The organism is Actinoplanes sandaracinus (genome assembly GCF_030009775.1).
Taxonomy (GTDB): domain Bacteria; phylum Actinomycetota; class Actinomycetes; order Mycobacteriales; family Micromonosporaceae; genus Actinoplanes; species Actinoplanes sandaracinus.
On sequence record NZ_JASCTH010000004.1, the window covers coordinates 1 to 13,324 of the forward strand.

10 protein-coding genes are annotated in these 13,324 nt (G+C 69.2%); 1 reads left to right on the plus strand and 9 read right to left on the minus strand.

What is annotated here, in order from left to right:
- Positions 1-39 precede the first annotated feature (39 nt).
- Positions 40-2,946: a preprotein translocase subunit SecA gene (secA, locus tag QLQ12_RS06780; RefSeq protein ID WP_282757917.1), complete on the minus strand. Its 2,907-nt coding sequence runs from the start codon at positions 2,944-2,946 to the stop codon at positions 40-42.
- A 187-nt stretch (positions 2,947-3,133) separates the two neighbouring features.
- On the opposite strand from secA, the gene QLQ12_RS06785 reads away from it, so the two are divergent.
- Positions 3,134-4,162: a GNAT family N-acetyltransferase gene (locus tag QLQ12_RS06785; protein ID WP_282757918.1), complete on the plus strand. Its 1,029-nt coding sequence runs from the start codon at positions 3,134-3,136 to the stop codon at positions 4,160-4,162.
- Here the strand turns inward: QLQ12_RS06785 and hpf are convergent.
- The 8 genes from hpf to ahcY form a co-directional block, all read right to left on the minus strand.
- The gene (gene hpf / locus QLQ12_RS06790) at positions 4,151-4,768 is read right to left on the minus strand and encodes a ribosome hibernation-promoting factor, HPF/YfiA family (protein ID WP_282757920.1); all 618 of its coding nucleotides are present in this window, start codon (positions 4,766-4,768) and stop codon (positions 4,151-4,153) included. The genes QLQ12_RS06785 and hpf overlap by 12 nt on opposite strands.
- A 286-nt stretch (positions 4,769-5,054) precedes the next feature.
- Positions 5,055-5,765: a ComF family protein gene (locus QLQ12_RS06795; RefSeq protein ID WP_282757922.1), complete on the minus strand. Its 711-nt coding sequence runs from the start codon at positions 5,763-5,765 to the stop codon at positions 5,055-5,057.
- 35 nt (positions 5,766-5,800) lie between these two features.
- Positions 5,801-7,627, minus strand: a complete 1,827-nt coding sequence (locus QLQ12_RS06800; RefSeq protein WP_282757923.1) for an LpqB family beta-propeller domain-containing protein — start codon at positions 7,625-7,627, stop codon at positions 5,801-5,803.
- Complete coding sequence (mtrB, locus tag QLQ12_RS06805; RefSeq protein ID WP_407651427.1) at positions 7,627-9,252, minus strand: MtrAB system histidine kinase MtrB; 1,626 nt, start codon at positions 9,250-9,252, stop codon at positions 7,627-7,629. The genes QLQ12_RS06800 and mtrB overlap by 1 nt, the downstream gene beginning before the upstream one ends.
- A gap of 53 nt (positions 9,253-9,305) precedes the next feature.
- Positions 9,306-9,995 (minus strand): MtrAB system response regulator MtrA, encoded by a 690-nt coding sequence (gene mtrA / locus QLQ12_RS06810; RefSeq protein WP_109595320.1) that lies wholly within the window; start codon positions 9,993-9,995, stop codon positions 9,306-9,308.
- A 145-nt stretch (positions 9,996-10,140) separates the two neighbouring features.
- Entirely contained in the window at positions 10,141-10,344 is a 204-nt protein-coding gene (locus tag QLQ12_RS06815; RefSeq protein ID WP_282757926.1) for a DUF397 domain-containing protein, read from the minus strand.
- 51 nt (positions 10,345-10,395) lie between these two features.
- Entirely contained in the window at positions 10,396-11,244 is an 849-nt protein-coding gene (locus tag QLQ12_RS06820; RefSeq protein WP_282757927.1) for a helix-turn-helix domain-containing protein, read from the minus strand.
- 72 nt (positions 11,245-11,316) lie between these two features.
- Complete coding sequence (ahcY, locus tag QLQ12_RS06825) at positions 11,317-12,768, minus strand: adenosylhomocysteinase (protein WP_282757928.1); 1,452 nt, start codon at positions 12,766-12,768, stop codon at positions 11,317-11,319.
- Between the last annotated feature and the right edge of the window lie 556 nt (positions 12,769-13,324).

The window sequence follows — 13,324 nt, forward strand, 5'->3', positions numbered from 1 at the left end:
CGCGGGCCGTCGGGACGAGCTGTTACGAAACCCCTGCGGTCAGGCCGCCCCGGGCGCCCCGTGGCAGCGCTTGTACTTACGGCCCGAGCCGCAGTAACACGGCGCGTTCCGCGACGGGCCGTTGGACTCGGACTGGCCACCGGCACGGTGCGCGCCCGAGCCGGCGGCCGTGTGGGCCGGGCTCGCCGGGACGGGCGAGCCGCCGGGGCTGATCGTCGCCGGGGCCGACTCCTGCTGGATCGCCGGGCGGCCGGAGCCGGCCTCGCCGTCGATCGTCGGAGCGGTGTACTGCAGGTTCTGCGGGCGACCGGGGCCGCCGAGACCCTTGGCGTGCACCTCGACCCGCTCGGGCTCGACCACGTCGTCGTCGGGCACCTCGCCGACCTTCGGCAGTGCGAAGGCCTGGCTCGGGTCGACGGTGACGGAGGGCGCCTCCTCGACCTGGACCTCCAGGTTGAAGACGAAACCGACCGCCTCCTCCTTGATGCCCTCCATCATCTGGTTGAACATGTCGAAGCCCTCGCGCTGGTACTCGACCACCGGGTCGCGCTGCGCGTAGGCCCGCAGGGAGATGCCCTCCTGCAGGTAGTCCATCTCGTAGAGGTGCTCACGCCACTTGCGGTCGATGACCGCGAGCAGCACCTGGCGCTCCAGCTCGCGCAGCGCCTCGGCGCCGAGCTCCTCCTCGCGTGCCTGGTAGGCCGCCCGGGCGTCCAGCTTCAGCTGCGCGGCCAGGAACTCCTGGTCGATGGCGTTCCGCTCGCCGCCGGACTCCTCGGCGATGTCGTCGATGGTGACGCCGACCGGGTAGAGCCGCTTCAGGTTGGTCCAGAGCTGGTCCAGGTCCCAGTCCTCGGCGAAGCCGTCAGCGGTCGCCGCCATGACCATGTCGGCGATCACGTCGTCGATCATGTGGGTGACCTGGTCGTGCATGTCCTCGCCGTCGAGCACGCGCTTGCGCTCGGCGTAGACGACCTGCCGCTGCTTGTTCATGACCTCGTCGTACTTGAGGACGTTCTTGCGGATCTCCGCGTTCTGGCCCTCGATCTGGGTCTGCGCGTTGCGGATCTGCTTGCTCACCATCTTCGACTCGATGGGAACGTCCTCGGGGATGTTGAAGCGCTCCATGACCGCTTCGACGGCGCCCGCCCGGAACCGCTTCATCAGGTCGTCCTGCAGCGACAGGTAGAACCGGGACTCACCCGGGTCGCCCTGCCGGCCGGACCGGCCGCGGAGCTGGTTGTCGATGCGGCGGGAGTCGTGCCGCTCGGTGCCGAGAACGTAGAGACCGCCGGCCGCCTGAACCTCGGCGGCTTCCGCTGCGGTGGCCTCCTTGACGAGCGGGAGGATCTCCTCCAGCGCCTTCGCGTACTCCTCCGGGCTCTCCACCGGGTCGAGGCCGCGCTGCCGCAGCTCGGCCGCGGCGGTGTAGTCCGGGTTGCCGCCGAGCAGGATGTCGGTGCCACGACCGGCCATGTTGGTCGCCACGGTGACCGCGCCCTTACGGCCGGCCTGCGCGATGATCGTCGCCTCCTGGGCGTGGAACTTCGCGTTCAGCACGCTGTGCGGGATGCCGCGGCGGCGCAGCAGCTGGGACAGGATCTCGGAGTTCTCCACCGAGACCGTGCCGACCAGGACCGGCTGGCCGGTGGCGTGCCGCTCGGCGATGTCCTCGATGACGGCGTTGAACTTGGCCCGCTCGGTCTTGTAGATGACGTCCGGGTGGTCGATCCGGATCATCGGGCGGTGTGTCGGGATGGACACGACGCCGACCTTGTAGACGCTGTTGAACTCGCCGGCCTCGGTCTGCGCGGTACCGGTCATGCCGCCGAGCTTGTCGTAGAGGCGGAAGTAGTTCTGCAGGGTGACGGTCGCCAGGGTCTGGTTCTCCTGCTTGACCTCCACCCCCTCTTTCGCCTCGATGGCCTGGTGCATGCCCTCGTTGTAGCGGCGGCCGTGCAGGATGCGGCCGGTGAACTCGTCGACGATCATCACCTCGCCCTCGGGGCTGACGATGTAGTCCTTGTCCCGCTTGTAGAGCTCCTTGGCCTTGATGGCGTTGTTCAGGTAGCCGACCAGCGGGGTGTTCACCGACTCGTACAGGTTGTCGATGCCGATCCGGTCCTCGACCTTGGCGACGCCGCGCTCGGTGACCGCGATGGTGCGCTTGGCGGGGTCGACCTCGTAGTCGCCCTCGCCGTCCTTGCCGGGCTGGAGCCGGGCGACGATCTGGGCGAACTCGCCGTACCACCGGGCGGAGTGCTCGGCCGGACCGGAGATGATCAGCGGGGTCCGCGCCTCGTCGATGAGGATGGAGTCCACCTCGTCGACGATCGCGAAGTTGTGCCCACGCTGCACCAGTTCTGCCTTCGACCACGCCATGTTGTCGCGCAGGTAGTCGAAGCCGAACTCGTTGTTCGTGCCGTACGTGATGTCGCACTCGTAGGCGGCACGGTGCTCGGCGGACGGCCGGTTCGGCAGGATGACGCCGACGGTCAGGCCGAGGAACACGTGCACCTGGCCGACCCACTCGGCGTCACGCTGAGCGAGGTAGTCGTTGACCGTGATGATGTGCACGCCCTTGCCGCTCAACGCGTTGAGGTAGGCGGGGAACACACCGGTCAGGGTCTTGCCCTCACCGGTCTTCATCTCCGGGATGTTGCCGAAGTGCAGCGCGGCGCCGCCCATCAGCTGGACGTCATACGCCCGCTGGCCCAGCACCCGCTTGGCGCCCTCGCGTGCCACCGCGAAGGCTTCGGGCAGTAGCGAGTCCAGTGACTCGCCCTCCTCATAACGCTCCTTGAACTGCTGGGTGCATCCGCGCAACTCGTCATCGGTCAGGTCGACGTAGTCGTCCTCGATCGAGTTGACCGCGTCCGCGATCGCCTTGAGCCGGCGCACCATGCGGCCTTCGCCGGCGCGGAGGATCTTTTCCAATATCGACACGGGTCAACGCTCCCCTAGACAGTCTGCCGAACCATCGTAGGCACCTTCACCCGGGACCTGTGACCCTGGCCTCCGGTGAAAGTTGCAAAGAGGGCGAAAGGTGCCCGGAAGTTCGCTGACAGCGCAGCCCTGCGACTTCTTGGAAAGCTGTTTGGCGGCCCGGGCGCGTCCCGGAGAGGATGTCCCTGTGGATCAGAACACCGAAATGCGGCTTGAGGACGCGGGCACCGGCAGCGGCGTCCGCTTCCGGGAGTTCCGGCCCGGGGACGACGCGACGATCGCCACATCCGGCGAGCCGTACGCCATCGTCGACGAGCAGACCGGCGAACTCCTCGGCGGCATCGGCGCCGCGCACGAGGACACCCGCCGGCGCTCGGCCGAGGTGACCTTCCGGGTCCTGCCACGGGCACGCCGCCGCGGGGTGGCCACCACGGCGCTGCGCGAGTTCGGCCGGCACGCCCTTGCCGGCCGCCTGGACCGGCTGGAGCTACTGATCCCCTGGGACAACCCGGCCGCCCAACGGGTCGCCCTGTCCGCCGGTTACACACGTGAGGGGGTCCGCCGCGGCGCCCCTGAGCTGATCGTCTACTCCCGCCTGGCCGGCGACCCGGAAGAGCCGGCGCCGCGCCTGCTGCCCGATCTGCCGGGCGGCGAACTGTCCGACGGGGTCATCATCCTGCGCCCGCTCGGCCCGGCGGACGTCGACTTCCACACCGAACTGCAGAACCTGCCCGAGGTGGTGAACACCAGCGTGCCGCCGGTGCCGCCGAGCCCGGCCGTCATCCACGAGCGCTGCTTCCACTCGGAGGCGCACTGGCTGGCCGGGACCAGGGCCGAACTGGTGATCGTGGAGGAGGCGACCGGCATCCCGGCGGGCGAGATCTCGCTCTACTACCAGGAGCCGCCGACGGCGCAGGCGATGATCGGGTACAGCGTGCTCCCGGCGTACCGGGGAAGGGGTTTCGCTCCCCGGGCCGCACAGTTGGTCGCGCTGTGGGTCTTCGCCGAGACGGACATCGCGCGGCTGATCGCCGGCACGCTGCCCACCAACACCGGCTCGCAGCGGGTCCTGGAGAAGGCGGGTTTCACCCGCGAGGCCTACCTGCGGTCACGCCTGCCGGGCCCGGACGGCGCCCGTCTCGACGACGTGCAGTACGTCCTGCTGGCCGGAGACCTGCTCGTGCAGGTCTCCGGCGCGGAGAGCTCACATGCCTAGGCTGAGAATGCCGTAGTCGTAGCCGCGGCGGCGATAGACCACACTGGGCCGGCCGCTCTCCTTGTCATGGAACAGGTAGAAGTCGTGGCCGACGAGCTCCATCTGGAAAAGGGCGTCGTCGACGGTCATCGGCTCGGCCGGGTGCTCTTTCTCCCGCACGATGCGCCACGGCTGATCCTCGTCGTGCTCGGTCGGCTCGTTGTCGAGGACCGGCTCGGTCAGCGTGGCGGTCCGCCCGCTGGTCAGGTCGGTGGGGAGATTCGCGGTGGCCGCGGCGACGGATACCGGCGTGTGCCTTCCGCGGTGCACTCGGCGCCGATCGGCGGAGCGGCGCAGCCGGCCATCGAGTTTGTTGATCGCGCAGTCCAGGGCTGCGTAGAAATCCTGCGCTTGAGCTTCGGCGCGGACCACCGGACCCTTGGTCACGACGGTGATCTCGACCCGCTGGCAGATGTCGGACTGTCGCGGATTGCGTTCGTGGAACAACTCCACGTCCGCCCTCATCAGCTTCTGGTCGTAACGCTCGACCTTGCTCAGCTTGTCGGCGACATGCTCTCGATAGTGGTCGGGAACCTCTACGTTGCGGCCCTTGACGACAATGTCCACTCGTGACCTCCCCCAACGTTCGTGCTTGCGGACGCCGATTCACGGCACATCCGGCTACTGGGTGACAATGCCGCGCGGCTGACCACCAGACGCGGCTTCGTGGGTGAGACGACTCCTTTCCGGTGCGGCGAACAGGTCTGATCGCGGCGCCCCCGGTGGCGGATAAGTGTGTGCGCTTACCCTCGTCACCTAGACGCTAACCTGCCTCTGCCCGCCAGTCACCCCTCGTTCGGGATACCGGAAGGCTTACCTTCGCCTCTATCGGCAACCCGGGGCGCGGTCACAGTCAAATGCCGGGGCGAGTTTTGCGGAGTTCTGTCGCCGCGAGCACCGCAGCGCCTCTGACCTGCATGTCCGCCTCCTCAAGCCGGCGTGACACCGCTGCCAGCGTGGCACCGGTGGTGACGATGTCGTCCGCCACCACAAGCGTGCCTCGCGATCTCTCGTCGCGCCGCAGAACGCCGATTCGGGGCGCCATTCGCAGCGAATTGACAGCTACGGTCGCCCGTTCGGATGCATCCAGTGACGTTGAGTCAGGGCGCGGCAGTGCACGGAGCGGCTGCACGACGTCCACCCGGAAGCCGGCGGCTCGTAACCGTGCCGCCGCGTGCTCCGCGAGACGGGCCATGTGGTCGCCGTACCGCTCCCGGCGGGCCGCCGCGGTGGACGGAACCGGCACCAGCGTCACCGGCCGATCGCGCGGCGCGATCGCCGCGACCGCGCCGGCCAACAGCGTGCCGAGCGGCCGGGCGAGTCGGTGCCGGCCCCTCTCCTTGTACGCCAGCAGCGCGCCCCGCAGCGGCCCCGCGTAGGGCCCGACCGCGACGCAGGCGGGAAAGCCGGCCGGCGGCGGGGTGGGCGAGGCCGCCCGCGGCCGCAACGACTCCAGCTGCGCCACACAGGCCGCACACGTGCCGTAGGTGAGCCGGAGCCGTTCCGCCCCGCACCCCGCGCAGGCGCCCGGCAGCACGAGGTCGGCGAGCTCGGCGAGAACCATGTCGGTGTCAGTTTTCGGAGAGGGCCATGTCGGTGTCAGTTGAGGAAGAACGGCGCCTCGGGCACCACGTCGGGCCGCGGCTCACCGGTCGTCCCGGCCAGATCACCCGCGTCGATCGGCACCGCGGTGGAGAGCGCCTCCCAGGCGTCCCGCCGCCCGGTCGAGTAGAGCACCGCGCCGCTGTTCTGCCGGCCGGTGACCGGGTGCGCCGGGTACGAGGTGACGTAGGTGACCGGTTCCTTGCCCATGTCCGGCAGCACCTCCGAGCGCAGACCCCCGTCGACCGACACGCCCATGATCGAGACCCGTTCGGTGTCGCGGCGCACGCCGGCCACGGTGAGCCAGCCCTCGCTGCTGAAGTCGACCGCGGACACCGAGCTGAACGGCGTGGCGAGCTGCTGCAGCCCGGTGAGCGCCAGCCCGTCACCGCTGACGGTGAGCACCGCCCGGTAGAGGCGGCCGCCGGCGGTGAGCGCCACCCGGTGCCCGTCCGGCGCGACCGTGATAGCGGTGATCGGGCCGCCGAGCCCCGGCCAGGAGACCGGCTGAGCCGGCCCGCCCTGCACCGCGAAGCGCCAGAGCTGGCCGTCCGCGACGATCAGCCCGATCGCGCCGTCGGCGCCGGACTCCGGGGTGATCGCCCAGATCGGGTGGCCCATGCCGGTGGGCAGGCCGGGGATCTCCTGCAAGGAGGCCTCGCCGCCGACCGGCGCGCTGCCCACACGCAGTCTCTCGTTCTTTCCCGAGCCGGTGACCAGCGCCGCCAGCGTATGCGTCCTGGTCGCGCTGAGGGCGGCCCGGGAGACGTCCCGGTTCGTCTCCGCGGAGAGGCCCGGAACCGAGGCGACGGCCGGACGGTCCGGCTCGCTGGACCCCTGGTCCACCACCCGCCGGATGACACGGTCGTAGACGACGTAGCGCTCCGGGTTGGAACCCAGACGGTTCGCCGGATTGCTCTCCATGAAGTCGAAGCCGGAGTAGCTGCGGGTCTCCTGATGACCGACGGTCAGCTCCAGGAACTTCGGAAGCAGGCGGCGCAGCGACCACTGCAGTTGGCGGCGCAGCCAGTCCAGCGCATCGTCGGCGTTCTCCGTCGGCAGCGCCTGGGCGCTCAACTTGATCTGCAACCGGTCCGCGCTTTTCGCGGGGATGTTGCCTTCCAGCTTGGTGCCTTCCGGCAAGGGCTCCACCGCGTCCTGCAGCCAGGGTGCCGGGCCACCGATCAGCCAGTTCAGCAGGATCGTCGGTTCCTGCTCCACCGGCACCGCGGTGAGCAGGTGACGGACGTCCGGGACCAGGCCGGTGTGCTCGGTGTTCCAGAAATAGATCGTCCGCTCGTCGTAGAACTCCTGCAGCGCGGTATCGCTGAGCAGCAGGAACGGCGGCGCCTGCCGCACATAGAGCCCGTCGCCGGCGGCCTCGCTGAGCACCAGGTCGTACTTTCCCTCGGCGGCCTCGGCGGCCGGTTCGAGCACACCGTTCTTGCCGAGCGTCCCGACCAGTTGGTACGAGATCTCCACCGAGTCCTCGGCGGGTTTGACCAGCGGCGGGGAGGTCAGCCGGATCACCCGCGGCGTGGCGGGGGCGTTGAACTCGGCCCGCGCCGTCGAGGACATGAACTGCTTGACCCGGTCGAGGGCGGTGTCGTAGTCGCCGGCCGCCGCCTTCAGGTAGTTGAGGACGAACTGGGCACGGTCGCTGGTGGAGTCCCGGGTGATCCGGCTGCGCATGCTGCCGTCGCCGGAGGAGGTGCCGGTGGACGGGCCGGGCCCGACCACGGTGATCCCGGACTCGTCCGGGATGCCGCAGCCGCTCAGCAGCACCGCCGCCACGGCCGCGCCGGCCAGCACACGACGGACCATCAGCTCACCTCCACCGCACGGTCCCGGGGAATCAGGGGCAGCGGCGCGGCAACCAGGCGGTCACCGGCGCGGACCGGCAGGGTCAGGCGGAACTGGGCGCCCTCGCCCGGCGACCCCCACGCCTCCAGCCAGCCGCCGTGCAGCCGCGCGTCCTCGACGCTGATGGAGAGCCCCAGGCCGGTGCCGCCGGTCTGCCGGGCCCGGGACGGGTCGGCCCGCCAGAACCGGTTGAACACCAGGCGCTCCTCGCCGGGTTTCAGGCCGATCCCGTGATCGCGGACGGTGATCGCCACCGCCGCGTCGTCGGTCGCCATGGTGATCTGCACCGGTTTCCCCTCGCCGTGCTCGACCGCGTTCCCCACGAGATTACGCAGCACCCGCTCGACCCGCCGAGGGTCGACCTCGGCGATCACCGGGGTGTCCGGCAGGCGCAGCTGCAACTCGACGCCGGCCCGGTCGGCCAGGCTGGTGAGCCGCTCGGCCACCCGCTCCACGATCGGGACCAGGTCGGAGTGCTCGGCGTCGAGCGCGGCGAACCCGGCGTCGAACCGGCTGATCTCCAGCAGGTCGGTGAGCAGCTCCTCGAAGCGGTCCAGTTCGGCCTGGAGCAGCTCGGCGCTGCGGGCCACCGCCGGGTCGAAGTCCTCACGCTCGGAGAAGATCAGGTCGGCGGCCATCCGCACGGTCGTCAACGGCGTCCGCAGCTCGTGCGACACGTCCGAGGTGAACCGCCGCTGGAGACGGGACATCTCCTCCAGACGGACGATCTGCCGCTGCAGGTTCGCCGCCATCTGGTTGAAGGCGGCCGCCAGCAGGGCCAGGTCGTCCTCGCCGTTCACCTTCATCCGCTGGTCGAGCAGGCCGGCCGAAAGCCGCTGGGCGGTGCGGGCGGCGACCCGGACCGGCGTGACCACCAGCCGGGTGACCAGGCCCGCCACCACGCCGAGCAGGACCACCAGGGCCAGACCGGTGGCCAGCACGGTGGTCCGCATCTGGTTGGCGTCCTGGTCCTCGGCGGTCAGCGGGACCATGTAGTAGAGCTCGACCTGGCCGAACCTGGTCGGCACCGGAGAGCCGTACACCAGATATTTGGTGGTCTGGCCGTTGATCTCGGCGGTCCGGATCTGGCGTCTGACCCCACCCTGATCGCCCGAGACCGCCCGGATCATCTCGGCGGTGATCAGGTCGTCGGTGCCCACGTCCGGCACGGCGACCGCCGGCAGCGCCGGGTAGCGCTCGGCGCGGATCGAGATCACCGATCTGCCGCGGTCGGTCGAATTGCCGTCGAAAAGTTCGTTCACCAGGACGTTCAGCCTCCGGGGCAGCCCTGGATCACGGGCCTCCGGATAGAGGGTGAGCTGACGGCGGGCGTACTCCACCTTGTTGTTCAACGCCGCGGACGCCTCGTCCTGCGCACGGCTCAGCAGGATCTCGGCGCTGCGGTCGGCGATGTAACCACCGAACGTGCCGACCAGCAGGCTGGAGGCGACCAGCGTGATCGCCACCACCCGCAGCTGCAACGAGCGGCGCCACGCCCGCCGCACCGGTGCGGTGTACCGCATCAGGTGGCGGGCGAGCACGCGCCAGTAACGCCGCACCACCCGGAGGGCACGGCGAAGGGGCATGGGAAGCAAGGCAGGAGCACGCATCTCGCGGCAAGGTTAGCCGCTCAGAGCGATCAGCCGGTGCCCGCCTTGTAGCCGACGCCACGGACCGTCAGGATGATCTCCGGCCGCTCGGGGTCTGGTTCGATCTTGGCGCGCAGTCGCTGGACGTGCACGTTCACCAACCGGGTGTCGGCCGCGTGCCGATAGCCCCAGACCTGCTCCAGCAGCACCTCGCGGGTGAAGACCTGACGCGGCTTGCGGGCCAGCGCGACCAGGAGGTCGAACTCCAGCGGCGTCAGCTTCACCTCCTCGCCGTCCCGGGACACGGTGTGCGCCGGCACGTCGATGGTGATCTGGTTGCCGGGCGGGCCGATGGTCAGCATCTCCGGCGCGGCGTCCTCGCCCCGGCGCAGCCGGGCCCGCATCCGGGCCACCAGCTCCTTGGGCTTGAACGGCTTGACCACGTAGTCGTCGGCGCCGGACTCCAGACCGAGCACCACGTCGACGGTGTCGCTCTTGGCGGTCAGCATGACGATCGGGACACCCGACTCGGCGCGGATCGCCCGGGCCACGTCTATCCCGCTCATCCCCGGCAACATCAGGTCGAGGAGGACTATGTCGGGGCGATTCTCCCGGAAGGCGGCCAGCGCCCGTTCACCATCGGCTACGAAGGAGGGCAGGAAGCCTTCGCTGCGCAGGACGATGCCGAGCATCTCGGCCAACGCTGGGTCGTCATCGACGACCAGTACCCGGGCTCTCATGCGGTCCAATATTGCACTGTCCTCCCGATCCACGCGTTACCTGGGGGCCGATCTTGCCCGCGAGCATGTCTGCAAAGACAGCAAAACGGGCGGTCCCGGACCGGGACCGCCCGTGGCGCGCGCGGAGTTCAGGAGAACTCCGGGATCACACGCCGGGCCGGTCGAACTCCCCTGCGCGGACGCCGGCGATGAAGCCGGTCCAGTCCCCGTTGCCGAATCTCAGCACCGGGCCGGTTACGTCCTTCGAGTCGCGCACCAGCACCGTGGCCGGCGCTTCGGCGACCTCGACGCAGTGCCCGGCAGCGCCACTGCGGCTGCTCTTGCGCCAGGTCAGTGTGGTGTCTTGCATTGATTGTCTCCTTCCGTGGAACGCTTCTCCATTGGACCCCACCCGGAGACCTCAACGACCCAAACGATCCCTCGTCTCAGCGATGACCGTTCGGCTCTGTTCTGCCGACAAAGAGCGTTCCTGCAGGTCATCGAAGGCATCCCGGTACACGTCGATCTCTTCCGGCTTCACTCGGAAGAGGCCGCCGGTCAGCCCTTCGATGTGCACGACCGGGGCCCGGGTGCCCGGCGCGAACTCCAGCACCATGAACGACTCGATGAGGCCCGCGTGCGCGCCGGCCTGGAACGGCAGGATCAGCAGCTCCATCCATGGCCGGCTGCTCGCCTCGTACAGCCGGCTCAACTGGCGGCGCTGCACATCGGGCCCGCCGATCTGGCGCAGCAGGACGCCCTCGTCGATGACCATCCGCAACCGGGGCGGCGGCACCCGGCTCAGCGTGTTCTGCCGGCCCATCCGCAGAGCGAGACGGCGCTGGATGATCGCCGAGTCGTCGATGTCGGCGCCGGTCTCGATCACCGCACGGGCGTACTCATCGGTTTGCAGCAAGCCCGGCACCACCTGGGCCTCCCACTCGAAGATCCGCACCGCCTCGGACTCGAGGGCGAGATATTCGTCGTACGGGTCCGGCACCGACGACCGGTACGGCGTCCACCACGCCCGCGCCCGTCCCCGCTGAGCCAGGTCACGCAGCCGCCCGCGATCCTCGACCGCCACCCCGTAGAGGGTGAGCAGCCGGTCCAGGTCCGGCTCGGTGATCCCGGTGTGCGCCGTCTCGATCCGGCTCAGTTTCGATTCCGACCACCCCAGGGCGGTCGCCACGTCGACTGCCCGGCGTTCACCACGGAGCCGGCGCAGTTCACCGCCGAGCTCCCGGCGCGCTGTCGATGTCGGCCTCGCCACGAGGCCACCATATCGACGCATCCGGCCTTCATTGCAACTTGCACGGCCAGGGATGCACTTGCAACCTGGCCGTCAGTAGCGGTAGTGCTCCGGTTTGTACGGCCCCTCGACGGCGATTCCCAGATAAGCTGCCTGCTCCTTGGTCAGTTCCGTCAGCTTCACGCCGAGCGCGCCGAGGTGCAGCCGGGCCACTTTCTCGTCCAGATTCTTCGGCAGCACATACACCCCGACGGGGTACTCCCCGGTCTTGGTGAAGAGCTCGATCTGCGCGATCGTCTGGTTGGAGAAGCTGTTGCTCATCACGAAGGACGGGTGCCCGGTCGCGTTGCCCAGGTTCAGCAGCCGGCCCTCGGAGAGCACGATGATCGAGTGCCCGTCGGCGAAGCGCCACTCGTCGACCTGAGGCTTGATGGTGGTCCTCTGCACGTCCGGGCGCTTCTGCAGGCCGGCCATGTCGATTTCATTATCGAAATGTCCGATGTTTCCGACGATGGCCTGGTGCTTCATCCGCGCCATGTGCTCGTGGGTGATCACATCGAAGCAACCGGTCGCGGTGATGAAGATGTCCGCGTCCCTCACGACGTCCTCCATCGTCGCCACCTGGTAGCCGTCCATCGCCGCCTGCAGCGCGCAGATCGGGTCCACCTCGGTCACGATCACCCGGGCGCCCTGGCCGCGCAGCGACTCCGCGCAGCCCTTGCCCACGTCGCCGTACCCGAAGACGACCGCCACCTTGCCGCCGATCAGCACGTCGGTGGCCCGGTTGATGCCGTCGATCAGCGAGTGCCGGCAGCCGTACTTGTTGTCGAACTTCGACTTGGTCACCGAGTCGTTCACGTTGATCGCCGGGAACAGCAGCGTCCCCGCCTGCCGCATCTCGTAGAGCCGGTGCACGCCGGTGGTGGTCTCCTCGGTGACGCCCTTGATGCCGGCCGCCGTCCGGGTCCAGCGCCTGCCGTCCTCCGTCAGGCTGCGCGCCAGCAGCCTCAGGATCACCGCGTACTCCTCCGAGTCGGCGCTCTCCGGCGGCGGAACCACACCGGCCCGCTCGAACTCGGCGCCCTTGTGCACCAGCAGAGTGGCGTCGCCACCGTCGTCGAGGATCATGTTGGGCGCCTCGCCGTCCGGCCAGAGCAGCACCTTCTCGGTGCACCACCAGTACTCGTCGAGCGTCTCGCCCTTCCACGCGTAGACCGGCACTCCGCGCGGGCTCTCCGGCGTACCGTCCCGCCCCACCACGATCGCCGCCGCCGCGTGATCCTGCGTCGAGAAGATGTTGCAGGAGGCCCAGCGCACCTGCGCGCCCAGCGCCGTCAGTGTCTCGATCAGCACCGCGGTCTGGATCGTCATGTGCAGCGATCCGGTGATCCGCGCCCCGCGCAGCGGCCGGCTCGGCCCGAACTCCGCGCGCAACGCCATCAGACCGGGCATCTCGTGCTCGGCCAGCTCGATCTCCTTGCGGCCGAAGGCGGCCAGGGACAGGTCAGCGACCTTGAAATCGCCCTCGGCGAGCGTGCCGGTCATCCCAGGCTCCTCGGTCTCGACGTCCGAACGCAGCGGTTCACTTTATGCCGAGAACATGAAGATCTTTACCCCGAAACCCCTTATTTCGTACGACCAAATCGCCCCGATCCACCCATCCCGTCCCGCCGGCCCCCTCCCTCACGCCACCCCAGGAGCAAACCTCGCCCCATCGGGCGAGCCGACACCACGCCCCCCAACGGCGGGCGCACGCCGGAACGCCTCAGCCGTAGCCCACCCACGTCAGAGCCCGTAATTAGCACGCCCCAGCTACGGCTTCGACCTCCGGGCACGCGCCCAGCCGTAGCTCGTGGGTGCCGTCGCGAGCGGATGGCGCGTGGGGACTACGGCCGAGGGAGCCGGGGTGGAATAGCGAACGGGGCGACAGGCCTAAGCCCGCCGCCCCGTTCATCCCCCCGGTTTGGTACCGCGCGCGTCCGTGGGACCCCCCGATCACCAATGACGCTGCGTGCTCTTAGATTCACACTCCGCAACCGTAATGTCAAGTTATTTGCAGAAATTTCGGGCGTGTCCTCGATGAGTGGACGCAACGCCGCAC

What these genes read in the sequence shown, in the direction of transcription:
- QLQ12_RS06795 (WP_282757922.1), bottom strand. Translation starts at nt 5,765, where the DNA reads ATGGTTCTCGCCGAGCTCGCCGACCTCGTGCTGCCGGGCGCCTGCGCG.
- mtrB (WP_407651427.1), bottom strand. Translation starts at nt 9,252, where the DNA reads ATGCCCCTTCGCCGTGCCCTCCGGGTGGTGCGGCGTTACTGGCGCGTG.
- mtrA (WP_109595320.1), bottom strand. Translation starts at nt 9,995, where the DNA reads ATGAGAGCCCGGGTACTGGTCGTCGATGACGACCCAGCGTTGGCCGAG.
- ahcY (WP_282757928.1), bottom strand. Translation starts at nt 12,768, where the DNA reads ATGACCGGCACGCTCGCCGAGGGCGATTTCAAGGTCGCTGACCTGTCC.
- QLQ12_RS06800 (WP_282757923.1), bottom strand. Translation starts at nt 7,627, where the DNA reads ATGGTCCGTCGTGTGCTGGCCGGCGCGGCCGTGGCGGCGGTGCTGCTG.
- QLQ12_RS06815 (WP_282757926.1), bottom strand. Translation starts at nt 10,344, where the DNA reads ATGCAAGACACCACACTGACCTGGCGCAAGAGCAGCCGCAGTGGCGCT.